This is a genomic window from Bradyrhizobium sp. Ash2021 (genome assembly GCF_031202265.1).
Taxonomy (GTDB): domain Bacteria; phylum Pseudomonadota; class Alphaproteobacteria; order Rhizobiales; family Xanthobacteraceae; genus Bradyrhizobium.
In genome coordinates this window covers 8,395,270-8,411,599 of record NZ_CP100604.1, presented here as the reverse complement: position 1 = coordinate 8,411,599, position 16,330 = coordinate 8,395,270, and the positions used below count along the sequence as shown (strand labels likewise).

Below are 16,330 nucleotides of genomic sequence, written 5' to 3'. Positions count from 1 at the left end.
ATGGATGCGCAGGTTGAGCCCGCGCATGTTAGCTGCGGCTCACTTCCCCAGCGGCTTCAGTATCTTCACCAATTCCCCGTGCACGAACTCATTGCCGCAGATGACGTCTCCCGTCTTCAGCGGATCGTCGCTGCCCTGCATGCCCGAGACCACGCCGCCGGCTTCGCGGATCATGATCTGGCCGGCGGCCATGTCCCAGGGCTGCAAATTGCGCTCCCAGTAGCCGTCGAGGCGGCCGGCGGCAACGAAGGCCATGTCGAGGGAGGCGGCGCCGAAGCGGCGGAAGCCTGCGACCTTGTTCTGGAGGACGGCCATTTCGCGGAGCGCCAATTCGTGATCGCCGCGCCCGATATGGGGCAGGCCGCAGGCCACCACGCATTCGTCGAGCTTGCGGCGGCCGGCGACGCGCAGCCGCTGGTCGTTGAGGAACGCGCCCTTGCCGCGCTCGGCGATGTAGAGCTCGTCATTGGCGGGATTGTAGATCACCCCCGCAATGATGGTGCCCTCGCGCTGCAGGCCGATCGAGATCGCAAATTGCGGAATGCCGTGCAGGAAGTTGGTGGTGCCGTCCAGGGGATCGACGATCCAGGTGTGGCTCTTGTCGGCGCCTTCGCGATTGCCGCCTTCCTCGCCGATGAAGCCATAACCCGGCCGCGACTTGGCGAGATCCGCGTAGAGCATTTCCTCGGCGCGCTTGTCGGCGAGCGAGACGAAATTCGCCGGACCCTTCAGCGACACCTGCAGATTCTCGATTTCGCCGAGGTCGCGACTGAGGCTGCGGCCGGCGCGGCGCGCGGCCTTGACCATGACGTTGATGAGGGCGGAAGACAGCATGTTCTGGGGCTTAAGGGGGTCGGAGACAGGCGGCTCGGTGCCGCCGGGGCTTGGACTGGGTGCCCTCTCGAAACGGCGCCGTCAAGGCGTCATTTGACGTCTTTGCCGATCCATTTGCGCGCAGCTTCCTCGGCCTTGGCGCGATCCTCGGCGCTGAGGTTCGCCAGCGCCTCGTCCAGCTCCAGGTCGCCTTTGCCGGCGGTTTTGGCGACGATGTGCCATTTCAGGCCCTCGATCTTGTCCATCGGCGCGCCCTGTCCGCTTACCAGCACGCGGGCGAGGCGGTTCTGCGCGATCGGGCTGTTTTGCCGGGCTGCCTTGCGCAGCAGCGCGACGCCGGCGGCCTGGTTCTTCGGCGTGCCGGTGCCGTTGTAGAGCGCAATGGCATATTCGACTTCGGCATCGACATTGTCGGCGAGCGAGGCGGCCTGCAACAGCCGCACCGCCTTGTCGATGTCCTTCGGGACGCCGGTGCCCTCCTTGTAGAAGGTCGCGAGCGCATATTGCGCCTCGGGACTGCCGGCGTCGGCGGCGACGCGCAGCAGCTCGGCGGCGCGCTTGAGGTCCTGCGGCAGCGTCTGACCGTCGAGATAAAGCAGCGCGAGATTATAGGCCGCCTTTGGGTTGCCGAGTTTTGCTGACGACGCCAGCAACTTTACCGCTTCCTCGCGGTTGACCGGACCACCGCGGCCGGCGAGCCGCATCATGGCCAGCGCGAACATGCCCTCGCGGTCGCCGCCGTCGGCGGCGCGCTGATACCATTCAGCGGCTTTCGCGTAGTCACGCTTGACGCCGAGCGCGTTGGCGTAGAGTTCGCCCAGCATGGTCATCGCCTTCGGGTCGCGCGCATATTGCGCGCGCGTGGTCGCGAGATCGAACGTGGTCTTGTAGAGGCCGCGCTGATAGGCGCCGTAGACGGAATCGACATTGGGATCGTCGAAGGTGGGCGTCGGCGTGGGGGTGGGGGTCGGCGTCGCCGCTGGTTTTGGCGTTGCCGCGGGTTTCTTGGCCGCCGCCGCCGCTTTTGGCTTTGGTGTCTCTTTCCTGGCGGCCGGTTTGCTCGGCGGCGTTTGGGCTGCCGGCGGTGTGAGCTGGATTTGCGCCGATGCGCCGGCCGCCAGCATCAGGCAACCCGCGAAGATCGATATGGGACGCAGGAGTTTCATTTCCGGCGCTATCCCTGCTCCGCCCTGGTTTTGTCTGACGCCGTAGCGTGCGCCTGCCGGATCGCCTGCTCGACCTCGATCAGCGCCGTCTCCGCGCCGCGCGGATCGGCCCAGACGAAGTCGCCGACCAGGATGAAATCCGCTCCCGCGGCGGCGAATTCGCCGGCCTCTTCGCGCGAGGCGGCAAAGCCGACGCAGGGCGGCTCGAACAATTCGGCCCACCATTGCAGGCGTTCGGCGATCGCCTCCAGCGAGGGCCGCTGCCCGCGCGTGTCGGGTTCGCCGAACAGCACATAGTCCGCGCCGGCTTCGCCCGCAGCCATCGAATCGTGCCGTGTGGTGAGGCCGCCGACGCCGGCGATGCGGTCGGGCTTGAGCGACGGCAGCGCGTCTTCCATGGCGGCAATGCCGGTCAGATGCGCGCCGTCGGCGCCGGCCCGGGCCACCAGTTCGACATGGCCATCGAGCAGCAGCGCCGCGCCGCCGTCCTGGACCACCGGCGCCAGCGCCTTGATGCGCGAGATCAGGGTGCGCTGGTCGGTCTGTTTCAGCCGCAGCAGCACGGCAGCGACATCGACGGCGGCGAGCAAGCCGGGGAGGCCGGCCGCCAGCTGCAACGGATCGTCTATTTCGGGCGTTGCGAGGTAGAGCCGCGGCGTCGGGCGCGGCGGAACAGGTTTTGCGGCCAAGTCTATGCGACCTTCTTTTCCAGGCCGGTTTCCCACTCGCCCTTGCTCGCCAGCGCATTCATCCGCGCACGGTGGATAAAGGCGCGCTGGCCTGCGGCGGCGTTCTCAGGCCTGCCCGACCACGCCTTTTGCGGCGCTGCCTGCAGCGCGCGGCCGTAGGAGAAGGTCAGCCGCCAGGGCAGAGTAGAAGGCAGGCCGCCGATCCGGTTCATGGCGTTGAGGTGGGCGGTTGCTTCCTCGTCGGACTGTCCGCCGGACAAAAAGGCGATACCGGGCACGGCGGCGGGAACGCACGCCTTCAGCAGCCGGATGGTTTTCTCCGCAACCTCTTCAACGGGCGACCGCTTTGCGCTTTTCTTGCCTGATATCGCCATGTTGGGCTTCAGGATCATGCCCTCCAGCGCGACGCGCTGGACACGCAACTCCTGGAACGTCTTGTCCAGAACGTGCTGGGTCACCTCAAAGCAGCGGTCGATGTCGTGATCGCCGTCCATCAGCACTTCCGGCTCGACGATCGGCACGATCTGCGCGGCCTGGCACAATGCGGCGTAGCGGGCCAGCGCATGCGCGTTGACATGGATCGCGGTCATGGTGGGAATGTGCGCGCCGATGTCGATCACCGCCCGCCATTTGGCGAACCGCGCGCCGCGCTCGTAATATTTCTTCAAGCGCTCGGCGAGTTTGTCGAGGCCGGCGGTGATCAATTCGCCGGGGCAGTTCGGCAACGCCTGGGTTCCCTCATCGACCTTGATGCCGGGGATGGCACCGGACTGCTCGATCAGTTTGACCAGCGGCGTGCCGTCCTTGGCGTTCTGCCAGATGGTTTCGTCATAGAGGATGACGCCCGAGATGTATTTGCTCATCGCCTCCTGGGAGCGCAACAGCATTTCCCGGTAGTCGCGGCGCGTCTCCTCGGTCGATTCGACCCCGATGGCGTCAAAACGCTTTTTGATCGTGCCTGAGGATTCGTCGGCGGCGAGGATGCCCTTGCCCGGGGTGACCATGGCAAGCGCAACCTTGTTGAGGTCAGCGAGATTCATTGAAGTTCTCCAGATCACCTGCCCTTGCAAGCCAAAATAGGCGGTTCTCGGGCAATTGCCTAGAAAACGTTCGTCGCGGCCGGCGGCCCCCGCGGCGCAATGGCGCGGGGTCAGGCTACTCTCGGATCAAGTTCGCCCTTGCTGTAGCGCCTGGCCATTTCGGCCGTCGTCAGCACCTTCTTGATCTTGCCGGCTTGCCCCGCGGTGTTGAATTCCTGCAGCCGCTGCTTGCACAGCTTGGCCATCGCTTCCATCGCCGGCTTGAGATATTTGCGCGGGTCGAACTCTTCCGGATTGTCTTTCAGGACTTTGCGGATCTGCCCCGTCATCGCCATCCGGTTGTCGGTGTCGATGTTGATCTTGCGGACGCCGTTCTTGATGCCGCGCTGGATCTCGGAGACCGGCACGCCCCAGGTCGGCTTCATCTTGCCGCCATTGGCGTTGATGATCTCCTGCAGATCCTGCGGCACCGAGGAGGAGCCGTGCATGACCAGATGCGTGTTCGGCAGCTTGCGGTGAATCTCCTCGATCACGTTCATGGCGAGGATATCGCCGTCCGGCTTGCGGGTGAATTTGTAGGCGCCGTGCGAGGTGCCCATCGCGATCGCCAGCGCGTCGACCTTTGTCTCCCGGACGAATTTTACGGCTTCGTCGGGATTGGTCAGCAGCTGGTCGTGGGACAATTTGCCTTCGGCGCCGTGGCCGTCTTCCTTGTCGCCCATGCCGGTTTCCAGCGAACCGAGCACGCCGAGTTCGCCTTCGACCGAGATGCCGCCGAGATGGGCCATATCGGTCACCGTCTTGGTGACGCCGACATTGTAGTTCCAGTCGGCCGGGCTCTTGCCGTCGGCCTTCAGCGAGCCGTCCATCATGACCGAGGTGAAGCCGGCCTGGATTGCGGTCATGCAGGTGTCGGGCCCGTTGCCGTGGTCGAGATGCACGCAGACCGGAATTTGCGGATAGATCTCGGTGACCGCATCCATCATGTGTTTGAGCATGATGTCGTTGGCGTAGGAGCGCGCGCCGCGCGAGGCCTGGATGATGACGGGAGCGTCGAGCGAGGAGGCGGCGTCCATGATGGCGAGCGCCTGCTCCATATTGTTGATGTTGAAGGCCGGTACGCCGTAATCGTGCTCTGCCGCGTGGTCGAGCAATTGCCGCAACGTGATCCGAGCCATCTGAATTCTCCCTGTCTTTGCAGCGCCCTGGGCGCTCGATCTGGTCAAATCTCTTTGTTTTGACGCGTTTTCTCGCCGCGAACCGGTGCCCACTTCGCTTGAAAACGCTCTGCTAGCGTAATTTTAGAACTTCGACGCCGGGCAACGGTTTGCCTTCCATCCATTCAAGAAACGCACCACCTGCGGTCGAAACATAGGAAAAATCGCCGGCCACGCCGGCCTGGTTCAGCGCCGCGACGGTGTCGCCGCCGCCGGCGACCGAGACCAGCTTCTTCGCCTTGGTCCGCTCGGCTGCATGCTTGGCCGCCACCACGGTGCCGCGGTCGAACGGGGTCATTTCGAACGCCCCGAGCGGGCCGTTCCAGACCAGCGTTGCGGCATCGTCGATTGCGGCATGGATCCGCGCGATCGATTGCGGGCCGACATCGAGGATCATGCCGTCGGCCGGAATGGCGTCCAGCCCATAGGCGTGCGAGGGCGAATTGGCCGCGAAATGATAGGCGACCACGGCGTCCACCGGCAGGATGATCGCGCAGTTGGCGGCCTCGGCCTTTTCCATGATTCGCAGCGCCGTGGCTGCGAGATCTTTTTCCGCCAGCGATTTGCCGACGCCGACACCTTGGGCATGCAGGAAGGTGTTGGCCATGCCGCCGCCGATCACCAGTGCGTCGACCTTGCTGACGAGGTTTTCCAACAGATCGATCTTGGTGGAAACCTTTGCGCCGCCGATGATCGCAATCACCGGCTTGGTCGGCGCCTCCAGCGCCTTGCCGAGCGCGTCGAGTTCGGCCTGCATAGTGCGGCCGGCAAAGGCCGGCAGCTTGTGGCCGAGCCCTTCGGTCGAAGCATGCGCGCGGTGCGCCGCCGAGAACGCGTCGTTGACCCAGATGTCGCCAAGCTTTGCGAGCTCGGCGACGAACGCCGGATCGTTCTTTTCTTCCTCTTTGTGGAAGCGGGTGTTTTCGAGACAAAGGATGTCGCCATCCTTCATCGCATCGACGGCCTTGGCGGCGGCTTCACCAACGCAATCCTCCGCGAAGGCGACCGGCTGCTTGATGACCTGTGAAAGCGCGTCAGCAACGGGCTTCAGTGATTCCTTGGGATCGCGTCCCTTGGGCCGGCCGAAATGTGCCAGCAGGATGACCTTGCCGCCCTTGCCGGAGATTTCGGTGATGGTCGGCGCGACGCGCTCGAGTCTCGTGGCGTCGGTGACGCGGCCGTTCTCCATGGGAACGTTGAGGTCGACGCGCAGCAGCACGCGCTTGCCCCTTACGTCGACGTCATCGAGGGTGCGGAATGATTTGGACATCTGGGTCTCACGCTGCTCATCCTTCGAGACGCCGCGCTGTGCGCGGCTCCTCAGGATGAGGTTTCTCCCTCATGGTGAGGAGCGCGCTCTTTGCGCGCGTCTCGAACCATGAGGCTAGGGATTTACAGCAGCTTCCCCATCGCCACGGCGGTGTCCGCCATGCGGTTGGAGAAACCCCATTCATTGTCGTACCAGGCCATCACCCGCACCAGCGTGCCGTTCTGCACCTTGGTCTGGTCCACATGATAGGTGGACGAGTGCGGATCGTGGTTGAAGTCGATCGAGACGTTGGGCGCGGTGGTGTAGCCCAGAATGCCCTTCAGCTCCTGCTCGGAAGCGCGCTTCATCGCCTCGTTGATTTCCTTCACCTCGGTCGCGCGCTTGGCGACGATCTTGAGATCGACCACCGAGACGTTCGGGGTCGGCACGCGGATCGCGACGCCGTCGAGCTTGCCCTTCAATTCCGGCAGCACCAGACCGATCGCCTTGGCGGCACCGGTCGAGGTCGGGATCATCGACATCGCAGCAGCCCGGCCGCGATAGAGATCCTTGTGCAGGGTATCGAGCGTCGGCTGGTCGCCGGTATAGGCGTGGATCGTGGTCATGAAGCCGGTCTCGATGCCGACGGTGTCGTTCAGGACTTTTGCGATCGGCGCGAGGCAGTTGGTGGTGCAGGAGCCGTTGGAGACGACCAGATGATCCCTGGTCAGTTTGTCGTGGTTGACGCCATAGACGATGGTCGCGTCCGCATTGTCGGCGGGCGCCGAGACCAGCACGCGCTTGGCGCCGGCGGTCAGATGCGCGGAAGCCTTGTCCTTGGCGGTGAAGATGCCGGTGCATTCCAGCGCGATATCGATGCCGAGGTCTTTCCAGGGCAGCGTCGCCGGATCGCGGTGCGCGGTGACCTTGATCTTGCCGTTGCCGAGGCTGATCGAGTCGCCGTCGACGGTCACGGTTCCCGGGAACCGGCCATGCACGGAATCGAAGCGCAGGAGATGGGCGTTGGTCTCGACCGGGCCGAGATCGTTGATCGCGACCACCTCGATATCCTTGCGGCCGGACTCGGCGATGGCACGCAGCACATTGCGGCCGATACGGCCGAACCCGTTGATCGCGACGCGGATTGCCATGCTCGTTTCTCCCTTAATAGCTAATGACGACCCCGCGGAGGGGCGCTCCGGAGGTGCTGACGGCGGATCGCCCGGTTCGGCCGGGCGAGAACGGACAAGATCGAAATTACCTAGTCCTTTTTCCGGGCAAGCTCAACCACTAGCCCAAGCGCTTCAGGGCGGCGTTAACCGCAGCCTCGGCGGTAATTCCGAAGTGCTTGTAAAGATCCTTGGCAGGCGCACTGGCGCCGAAACCGTGCATGCCCACGAATTCGCCATCCTGGCCGATCACGGCGTCCCAACCCCAGCGCACCGCGGCCTCGATCGCGATCTTGACCGGCGCGTCGCCGATGATCGATTTCTGACGCACCGCCGGCTGCGCCAGCAGCAATTCGAGCGAGGGCACCGACACCACCCGCGACGCGATGCCGCGTTCGGCCAGTTGCTTCTGGGCCGCCACCGCGATCTCGACCTCGGAACCCGAGGCGAACAACGACACTTTTGCCTCGCCCTGGGCGGCGACCAGTTCATAGGCGCCGTGGCCGCAGGGATTTTCCGACGGCGCGGTGGTTCGTAGCTGCGGCAGGTTCTGACGCGTCAGCGCCAGCACGGTCGGGCCGTCGATCCGGTTGAGCGCGAGTTCCCAGCACTCGGTCGTCTCCATGGCGTCGCAGGGCCGGAACACGCGCATATTGGGAATCGCGCGCAGCGCCGCCAGATGCTCGACCGGCTGGTGCGTCGGGCCGTCTTCGCCGAGCCCGATCGAATCGTGGGTCATGACATAGACGACGCCGGTGCCCATCAGCGCCGCCAGCCGCATCGCCGGCCGCGCATAGTCGGTGAACACCAGGAAGGTAGCGCCGTTCGGCGCAAAGCCGCCATGCAGGAAGATGCCGTTCATCGCAGCAGCCATGCCGTGCTCGCGGATGCCGTAATGGATGAAGCGGCCCTTCGGCGTCTTGGCGGAAAACGCCACCGCCGATTTCGCCTTGTTGTTGTTGGAGCCGGTGAGATCGGCGGAGCCCGCCAAAAACTCCATCGGCATCGCGGCCGCGATCGCCTCGATCGCGGATTCCGACGATTTGCGGGTGGCGATATTCTGCGGCGTCTCCAGCAGCGCCTTCTTGTGGGCCTTCAGCGCCTTTGCCAGCGAAGCCGGCCGCTCATGCCGCAACCGGCGCTCGAATTCGGCGCGCTTGCGGTTGCCCAATTGTTCAAACTGCGCCTGCCAGGCCGTGCGGGCTGCGGCACCCCGGCTGCCGGCTTCGCGCCAGGCTTTCAAGACATCGTCGGGCACCGAGAACGGCTCCAGCGAAATGCCGAGCTTTTCCTTGGCGCCCTTGAGCTCGTCGGCGCCGAGCGCCTCGCCATGGGCCTTTGCCGTGCCGGCCCGGGTCGGGGCGCCATAACCGATGGTGGTCTTGCACGCGATCAAGGACGGCTTGTTGGATTTCTGCGCGCGGGTGATCGCGGCCGCAATCGCCTTCTGATCCTGGCCGTCGATCAGTTCGGCCGCCCAGCCTGCGGACTTGAAGCGCTTCACCTGGTCGACGGAGTCGGAGATCGAGGTCGGGCCGTCGATCGAAATGCCGTTGTCGTCATAGAGCACGATCAGCTTGTTGAGCTTCCAGTGGCCGGCCATCGCGATCGCCTCCTGCGACACGCCCTCCATCAGGTCGCCGTCGGAGGCGAGCACATAGGTATGATGGCCGACGACCTTCTTGCCGAACTCCGCGGCCAGCATCTTCTCTGCCAGCGCCATGCCGACCGATGTCGCGATGCCCTGGCCGAGCGGTCCGGTCGTGGTCTCGATGCCCTTGGTGTGGAAGTTTTCCGGATGCCCCGGGGTCAGCGATCCCAGCTGGCGGAAATGCTTGAGCTGGTCGAGCGTCATGTCCTTGTTGCCGGTGAGATAAAGCAACGCATACAGCAGCATCGAGCCGTGCCCGGCCGACAGCACAAAACGGTCGCGGTCCGGCCAGTTCGGCTCGGCGGCATCGTATTTCAAGAACTGCGTGAACAAGACGGTCGCGATATCGGCGGCGCCCATCGGCAGGCCGGGATGGCCGGATTTCGCCTTCTCGACGGCGTCCATGGCAAGGCCACGGATCGCATTGGCCATACGGGTATGATCGACCTGCGTCATGATGAAAATCCGCCTGAAATGAGGTGCTTGGTTGCGGTACGTACCGGCCGGGAGGCCGCAATACGAGCGTTATGGCTACGGGAAGTCAGGGCTGGATAGCACCTCAATCCCCTGAGTCCAAGGCGAGGAAACGCGCTTATGGCGGGAAAAGTTGCCTAAAGCATGCTTCGAAAAGCGGGATCCTGATCTACCGGTGCATAGCTTTGCGGCGGCGTTGCGCTGGCCTCGCTTGCAACGTAAATTTCACCGCCTAACCGCTTGCCGAACCGCGGATTTTGCTGTGCGGCTGGCTCGACCTGAGGTCTGCGCTGTCACCCATGAGCGATCGTCCCGCCAACGGCTCCGGCAATGCCGAGCCTAGCTTCGCCGACATCGAGGCCGCGACGCGGCGGCTGATGGCGGCACTTGACGCGCTGGAAAGTGCGGCCGAGCGGCGGCGCGAAGCGGACCGCGACGAGAACGAGCTGGCGAGCCGGATCCAGGCGCTCGGCGCGGATCGCTCGCGGCTGGCCGACGAACTCGACGGCTCGCTGGTGAAGTCGCGGCGGCTGGAGCGCACCAATCGCGAGATCGCCGAAAAGCTGGATGCGGCGATCGGCACCATCCGTGCCGTTCTCGATGCCGGAGAGGGATCATGAGTCACATCAACGTCACCATCAATGGCCGGCAATACCGCATGGCCTGCGAGGAAGGCCAGGAGGTGCGGCTGCTCAAGCTCGCCGAGAGTCTGGAATCGCGCATCGACAGCCTGCGCGGCAAATTCGGCGAAATCGGCGATGCGCGGCTCGTGGTGATGGCGGCCTTGACTGTGTGCGATGAACTGCTCGACGCCAGCCATCGCATCCGCAGCCTCGAGGAAGAGCTCGATGCCTTGCGCAATGTTCGTATCGCCGCCGCGGATCGCGCCCGGACGACGCAGGTCGCGGTCGCCAATGCGCTCAATGCGGCCGCCGACCGCATCGAAAAGACCACGCAGGTGCTGAACCGCACGATTGGGGGCGGCGTCGCGATCGGGTAGGAGACCTGTCCGCTTTGGGGGGAGGCCGCTTTTCTCTCACCGTCATTGCGAGCGAAGCGAAGCAATCCATGGTGCAACAAAGCAAGTATGGATTGCTTCGTCGCAAGTGCTCCTCGCAATGACGGCGGGGAGATATATCGCGCTATTCCTGTGCTTTGGCCGATCCTTACCGCTGGCGTATGGCCCCTATCGTAGCTACATTGGCCGGGCGAAGCTGCGTTGCGCGTCAGGAGCCATATATCCCCGGGGCCTTATCGATCCTTTAGGGAACTGTCCCTGGCCGGGTCCGTGGATCCGGTCATATGGTGCCCACCTACTTTCGTAGGGAACTCCGGGATCGAGTGCTTCAACGGCCTCTGCGGCTTCGCACTTTTGTTTCTGTTGATTTCTGCGTCGAGCCGTACACTACCGGCATCGCAATCTGAAGACGAACGAACCTGCAATCCGGGATCGCCCGCCGGAGTCTGTCATCGGGCGGCCATTCGGCCGACCCATTGGCGGGCAACGACGGTGGAATAGAACGCTGCATGTCGGGAAGTTCATCCAAAGCAGAGCTTCGTGCCATTGCGCTGGCAAAGCGCGATGCATTGAGCGACGAGCAACGCGCCGCCGCGGCGGAAGCCATCGCCAGACGCGGGCTGCCGTTCGAAATCGCTTCAGGGATGATCGTCTCCGGATACTCGCCGATCCGCAGCGAGATCGATCCGGCACCGTTGATGCGAAGGCTCGCCGAACAGGGGGCGAAGCTGGCGCTGCCGGCGGTTTTGGCGCGCGGCAAGTCGCTGGCGTTTCGTGCGTGGTCGCCCGACGACCGGCTGATGCTCGGGCCGCTCGGTATTCTCGAGCCGTCGCCGGCCGCCGCCGAGGCCGTTCCCGACATCATGCTGGTGCCGCTGGCGGCGTTCGATCCCCTGGGGCACCGCATTGGTTATGGCGCCGGACATTACGACTACACGCTCGCACATTTGCGCAAGATGAAGGCCATCACGGCCGTCGGCATCGGATTTTCCGCACAGCAAATTAAGGCTGTCCCGGCGCTGCCGCACGACGTAGCGCTGGATTATGTGCTAACCGAAAAGAAAGTGTTCGATTTCCGGAGCTGAATTTTGCGAATTCTCTTTATCGGTGACGTCGTCGGCAAGACCGGCCGCACCGCTATCTCGGAGCATCTGCCCGGCATGGTCCGTGACTGGTCGCTCGATCTCGTCATCGTCAATGGGGAGAATTCCGCCGGAGGGTTCGGCATCACCGAGGCGATCTACCAGGATTTCCTCGACGCCGGGGCCGATGCGATCACGCTCGGCAATCACGCCTGGAACCAGAAGGAAGCGCTGGTCTTCATCGAGCGCGCGCCGCGCCTGATCCGGCCGCTGAATTTTCCGCGCCATACGCCGGGCCGGGGTGCCGCCCTGATCGACACCAAGAACGGCAAACGCGCGCTGGTCATCAACGCCATGGGTCGCGTCTTCATGGAGCCGCTCAACGATCCCTTCAACGCGGTCGGCCGCGAGCTCGAGGCCTGTCCGTTGCGCGAGGCGGCCGATGCCATCGTGGTCGATTTCCACGGCGAGGCGTCCAGCGAGAAGCAGGGCATGGGATTCTTCTGCGACGGCCGCGCCAGCCTCGTGGTCGGCACCCACACCCATGTCCCGACCGCCGATCATCAGGTGCTGCCGGGCGGCACCGCCTATATGACCGATGCCGGCATGACCGGCGATTACGATTCGATCATCGGCATGCAGAAGGAAGAGCCGCTGCACCGCTTCACGACCGGCATTTCATCGGGCCGTTTCGAGCCGGCCTTCGGCGTTGCAACACTGAGCGGCGTCGCGGTCGAAACCGACGATGCCACCGGGCTGGCGCTGCGAATCGCGCCGGTGCGGGCCGGCGGCAGGCTGGAACCGGCGACGCCGGGATTTTGGATGAGCTAGCCTGCATCCCGCCGCCATGCTTTGATGCGGCGGGGAAGATCGTTTGATCCTGAGGAACCTTTGCTTTGGCCAGCGAGCGCGTGGAACGACGATTGGCGGCAGTGGTGGTGGCGGATGTCGCCGACTACGCTCGTTTGATGCGCTTCGATGCGGAGCGGGCGCGGGCCGATCTCAAGAGGCTCCAGCGAACATTGATCGGTCCCGCCGTCGCCACGCATCGCGGCCGCGTCGTCAAGACTGCCGGTGACGAAATGCTGGTCGAATTCCCAAGCGCCGTCGACGCGGCGCGCTGCGCGATCGAAGTGCAACGCAGTATGGCGGAACAGAACGCCGCCCTGCCGCAGGATGTCAGAATCAAATTCCGCATCGGCATTCACCTCGGCGACGTGATGATCGAAGCCGACGATATATTCGGCGACGGCGTCAATATCGCCGCGCGTCTTCTGCAGATCTCGGAGCCCGGCGGCATCTGCATCTCCGATGACACGCAACGCCAGGTCCGCGGCAAGGTCCATGTCACCTTCGACGACATGGGTTCGCAAAATCTGAAGAACATCGCCGAGCCGATGCGGGTATGGCATATCCGGATTGGCGAGGAGCGCACATCGGCGCCCGCGATAAATCCCGCCGCGCCCAGCCAGCCGCTGGCGCTTCCCGATCGGCCATCGATCGCGGTGCTGCCGTTCGATAACATGAGCGCCGATCCCGAGCAGGAATATTTCGCCGACGGCATGGTTGAGGAGATCATCACCGCGCTGTCGCGGTTCAAGTCGCTGTTCGTGATCGCGCGCAATTCGAGTTTCGCCTACAAGGGAAAATCCGTCGATATCAAGCAGGTTGGGCGTGAACTCGGGGTGCGCTACGTGCTCGAGGGAAGCGTCCGCCGGGTAGGCAACCGGGTTCGCATTTCCGGCCAGCTGATCGAGACTGCGACCGGCAATCATATCTGGGCGGACAGGTTCGAAGGCGGGTTCGAGGACGTGTTCGGCCTGCAGGACCAGGTCGCCGCCAGTGTGGTGGGATTGATCGCCCCCAGACTCGAGCAGGCCGAGTTCGAACGGGCGCGACAAAAGCCTACCGAGAAGCTCGACAGCTACGATTTCTACCTGCGCGGCATGGCGCTGCTGCATCAGCGGTCCTCGCCGCTCGAAACGCATGAGTTGTTCAGGAAGGCGATCGAGCGAGACCCGGAATATGCCATGGCCCACGCCATGGTGGCCTGGATGTGGATGGCGCGGCAGGCCATCTATGGCATGCCGCTAAAAGCCGATGCCCGCGCCGAGGCGATCCGGCATGCACGGCTGGCGGCGAGACTGGCCGAGGAGGATCCGTATGTGCTGGCGACAGCCGGCCACGTACTGACCTATCTGGGACAGGAGTATGAACGCGGCGTAGCCATGGTGGAACAGGCGGTCGCGCTCAATCCAAATCTTGCCATCGCATGGTATTCGCGCGGCTTTGTCTATCTGCTGTGCGACGAGGCCGAACGCGCGATCGAGAGCTTCGACCACATGATCCGGCTGAGTCCGCTGGACCCGCTGCGATTAAGCGCCTGGAACGGTTCGTCGCATGCATTTTTCTGTCTCTCGCGCCACGAGGATGGCTGCGCGGCGGCGATGAAATCGATGCAGTTCGATGCCAACGCGCATTCGCTGTTGACCTTCGCCATGAACGCTGTCCGCATCGGACGCAAGGAGGAGGCGAACAAGGCGATCAGCCGGGTTTTGAAGCTGCAGCCCGGCTTTCGCGTCTCTCACGCCAGCGAGGCATTTCCCGTCCGCTGGCCCGAGCGGCGGGATCAAATCGCTGCCGCACTTCGCGACGCGGGTTTGCCGGAGTAGGCGACGTCCGCCATTTTTGCCGGATCGGCAGGCATCCCGGTTGCAACCCAAAACCCCGCGCCCTGGGCTGCCGCTCCAGGCCCCGGTTTGGGCGCTTGAATCAGGTCCAAGCTGATGTCTTCAACCTGCAAAACCGGACAACCGGCATTTCCGAGATTACCCGGCCGGCTCAACCGGACATGCCGCGGACATGCCAAAATCGACGCGAATGACCCCAAGCGGTTATCGAGGCGACCATGTGGTTATGGGCGCGCGAACCCTTGAGCTTCTCCGTCCTCAACGTGTGCCCCGGAAATCGAGCGCTTCCACGCCTGCTATGCCGGGAGTCGCGCCGTTGAACGCAACCGCCGGTCAAGCTTCGTCAAGTTTATTCGGCCGCAACTGTGTGCACGGTCCCGCGCTGGCCTTCGCTCACGAACACGAACCCGTCGTAGCCCTTCTCGGCGACCTCCGCGCACTTCCTGCGGTAGCCGCCGACGCCTTCCGGGCCGAGATAGGGCAAGAAGCGGCGCGCCTTGCCGGCGATGTTGGCGCCCATGTACCAGGAATTGGCGCCCGGCAACAAGGTACCGTTCACCACCTCGGAGACATGGTCGGCCCACGCGTCTTGCGCCTGCGGGGTCGCCTCGATCGTTGCAAGCTTGTTTCTGCGCATATGGGCGATGCATCCGGTAATCCACTCGACGTGCTGTTCGATCGACACCGGCACGTTCGACAGCACCGAGGGACTCTGCGGGCCGGTGATCGTGAACAGGTTCGGGTAGCCGGCTGTGGCAAGGCCGAGATAAGTCTGCGGGCCGTCCTCCCACTCTTGCGCCAGCACCCTGCCGCCGCGGCCCTTGATGCCGAGGTTCTTCAGCGAGCCGGTCAGCGCGTCGAAGCCGGTGGCGACGACGATAATGTCGAGCGGGTATTCCTTGCCGCCCGCGCGAATCCCGTTCGGCGTGATCTCCTCGATCGGGCCGTCGATGCTCGCATCCACCAGCAGCACGTTCTTCTTGTTGAAGGTCTCGAAGTAGTTGGTGTCCAGCGGTTGGCGCTTGGTGCCGTAGGGATAGGTCTTCGGGGTCAGTTTCTCGGCGACCACCGGGTCGTTGACCGTCGCGCGGATCTTCCTCTTGAGGTAGTCGGCGATGATATCGTTCGCCTCCTTGGAAAAGAACATGTCCTGGTAGTTGGCCAGCCAGAAGGGAAAGCCGCCGACCTCCCACATCCTGTCGAACTCCTGCTCTCGCTCCTCGGGCGTAGTATCGAGCACCGACTTCGGGATGAAGTTCAGCTCGAAGCCGAAGAACGAGTTCTTGATGCGCTGGCGGATATCGTCGTAGCCGGCCTTGCGCGCCCTTGTGACTTCGGGGTCGACACGGCCGTTGCGCGCCGGCACGCAGAAGGCCGGCGTGCGCTGGAACACCGTCAGGTGCTTGGCCTGCTGCGCGATTTCCGGAATCGCCTGCACTCCGGTAGCGCCCGTGCCAATGACGCCGACCCGCTTGGCGGTGAAGTCGACGCCGTCGTGCGGCCATTGACTGGTGTGGTAGCACTTGCCCTTGAATGACTCCAAGCCCTTGAATGGCGGCATGTTGGCGGCGGACAAGGCGCCGACCGCGGCGATGACGAAGCGAGCCCTGACCACGTCGCCTTTGTTCGTGCGCACCGTCCAAAGCTCGGTATCATCGTCGAAGACGACCTCGATGACGCGCTTGCCGAACTGGATGTCGGGCTTAAGGTCGAAGCGCTCGGCGCAGTGCTCGAGGTAGCGCAGGATCTCGTCCTGTTCAGGATAGCGCTCGGACCAGTTCCATTCCTGCAACAGGTTCTTGTCGAACGTGTAGCAGTAGATGTAGCTGTCGGAGTCACAGCGTGCGCCGGGATAGCGATTCCAGTACCAGGTGCCGCCGACTCCGTCGCCGGCCTCGAACACGGTAACATTCAGGTCGAGCTTGTCGCGCAGCGAATGCAGCATGTACATGCCGGAAAATCCGGCGCCGACGATGACGGCATCGAACTCCGTTTTCGCGCCAGCCCTTTGTAACTCGCCTTGCACATTCGTCATGACACACCTCCTGTTT

Annotated in this window: 14 protein-coding genes and 1 other RNA gene; 6 read left to right on the top strand and 9 right to left on the bottom strand. The window is 63.9% G+C overall.

Annotated features, from left to right (window positions below; all coding sequences use genetic code 11):
- Nucleotides 1-39: 39 nt before the first annotated feature.
- The 8 genes from NL528_RS40515 to tkt all read right to left on the bottom strand — a co-directional run bounded on the left by NL528_RS40515 (nucleotide 40) and on the right by tkt (nucleotide 9,471).
- Entirely contained in the window at nucleotides 40-834 is a 795-nt protein-coding gene (locus NL528_RS40515; RefSeq protein ID WP_309179918.1) for an inositol monophosphatase family protein, read from the bottom strand.
- A gap of 89 nt (nucleotides 835-923) precedes the next feature.
- A complete protein-coding gene (locus tag NL528_RS40510; protein WP_309179917.1) occupies nucleotides 924-2,000 on the bottom strand; it encodes a tetratricopeptide repeat protein in 1,077 nt (358 codons plus the stop codon).
- 8 nt (nucleotides 2,001-2,008) lie between these two features.
- Nucleotides 2,009-2,689, bottom strand: coding sequence for a thiamine phosphate synthase (locus NL528_RS40505; RefSeq protein ID WP_309179916.1), 681 nt, complete (start codon nucleotides 2,687-2,689; stop codon nucleotides 2,009-2,011).
- 2 nt (nucleotides 2,690-2,691) lie between these two features.
- On the bottom strand, nucleotides 2,692-3,729 hold the full coding sequence (locus NL528_RS40500) for a class I fructose-bisphosphate aldolase (protein WP_309179915.1): 1,038 nt from the start codon (nucleotides 3,727-3,729) through the stop codon (nucleotides 2,692-2,694).
- Between the two features lie 110 nt (nucleotides 3,730-3,839).
- Nucleotides 3,840-4,907, bottom strand: a complete 1,068-nt coding sequence (fba, locus tag NL528_RS40495; RefSeq protein WP_074273139.1) for a class II fructose-bisphosphate aldolase — start codon at nucleotides 4,905-4,907, stop codon at nucleotides 3,840-3,842.
- A 112-nt stretch (nucleotides 4,908-5,019) separates the two neighbouring features.
- Nucleotides 5,020-6,216 carry a phosphoglycerate kinase gene (locus tag NL528_RS40490; RefSeq protein ID WP_309179914.1) on the bottom strand — a complete coding sequence of 399 codons (1,197 nt, stop codon included), beginning with the start codon at nucleotides 6,214-6,216 and terminating at the stop codon, nucleotides 5,020-5,022.
- Nucleotides 6,217-6,338: 122 nt separating this feature from the next.
- Nucleotides 6,339-7,346, bottom strand: a complete 1,008-nt coding sequence (gap, locus tag NL528_RS40485) for a type I glyceraldehyde-3-phosphate dehydrogenase (protein ID WP_309179913.1) — start codon at nucleotides 7,344-7,346, stop codon at nucleotides 6,339-6,341.
- Nucleotides 7,347-7,485: 139 nt separating this feature from the next.
- Nucleotides 7,486-9,471, bottom strand: coding sequence for a transketolase (gene tkt / locus NL528_RS40480; RefSeq protein WP_309179912.1), 1,986 nt, complete (start codon nucleotides 9,469-9,471; stop codon nucleotides 7,486-7,488).
- A gap of 317 nt (nucleotides 9,472-9,788) precedes the next feature.
- On the opposite strand from tkt, the gene NL528_RS40475 reads away from it, so the two are divergent.
- The 6 genes from NL528_RS40475 to NL528_RS40450 all read left to right on the top strand — a co-directional run bounded on the left by NL528_RS40475 (nucleotide 9,789) and on the right by NL528_RS40450 (nucleotide 14,261).
- Nucleotides 9,789-10,109: a DUF4164 domain-containing protein gene (locus NL528_RS40475; protein ID WP_309179911.1), complete on the top strand. Its 321-nt coding sequence runs from the start codon at nucleotides 9,789-9,791 to the stop codon at nucleotides 10,107-10,109.
- Nucleotides 10,106-10,489: a cell division protein ZapA gene (locus NL528_RS40470; protein WP_309179910.1), complete on the top strand. Its 384-nt coding sequence runs from the start codon at nucleotides 10,106-10,108 to the stop codon at nucleotides 10,487-10,489. The genes NL528_RS40475 and NL528_RS40470 overlap by 4 nt, the downstream gene beginning before the upstream one ends.
- Before the next feature lie 208 nt (nucleotides 10,490-10,697).
- A non-coding RNA gene (gene ssrS, locus NL528_RS40465) (6S RNA) lies at nucleotides 10,698-10,858 on the top strand.
- 158 nt (nucleotides 10,859-11,016) lie between these two features.
- On the top strand, nucleotides 11,017-11,592 hold the full coding sequence (locus tag NL528_RS40460) for a 5-formyltetrahydrofolate cyclo-ligase (protein WP_309179909.1): 576 nt from the start codon (nucleotides 11,017-11,019) through the stop codon (nucleotides 11,590-11,592).
- 3 nt (nucleotides 11,593-11,595) lie between these two features.
- Nucleotides 11,596-12,420: a TIGR00282 family metallophosphoesterase gene (locus NL528_RS40455; RefSeq protein WP_309179908.1), complete on the top strand. Its 825-nt coding sequence runs from the start codon at nucleotides 11,596-11,598 to the stop codon at nucleotides 12,418-12,420.
- A gap of 65 nt (nucleotides 12,421-12,485) precedes the next feature.
- On the top strand, nucleotides 12,486-14,261 hold the full coding sequence (locus tag NL528_RS40450) for an adenylate/guanylate cyclase domain-containing protein (protein ID WP_309179907.1): 1,776 nt from the start codon (nucleotides 12,486-12,488) through the stop codon (nucleotides 14,259-14,261).
- Between the two features lie 367 nt (nucleotides 14,262-14,628).
- Here the strand turns inward: NL528_RS40450 and NL528_RS40445 are convergent, their stop codons facing one another.
- The gene (locus tag NL528_RS40445; RefSeq protein WP_309185204.1) at nucleotides 14,629-16,314 is read right to left on the bottom strand and encodes an NAD(P)/FAD-dependent oxidoreductase; all 1,686 of its coding nucleotides are present in this window, start codon (nucleotides 16,312-16,314) and stop codon (nucleotides 14,629-14,631) included.
- Nucleotides 16,315-16,330 lie beyond the last annotated feature (16 nt).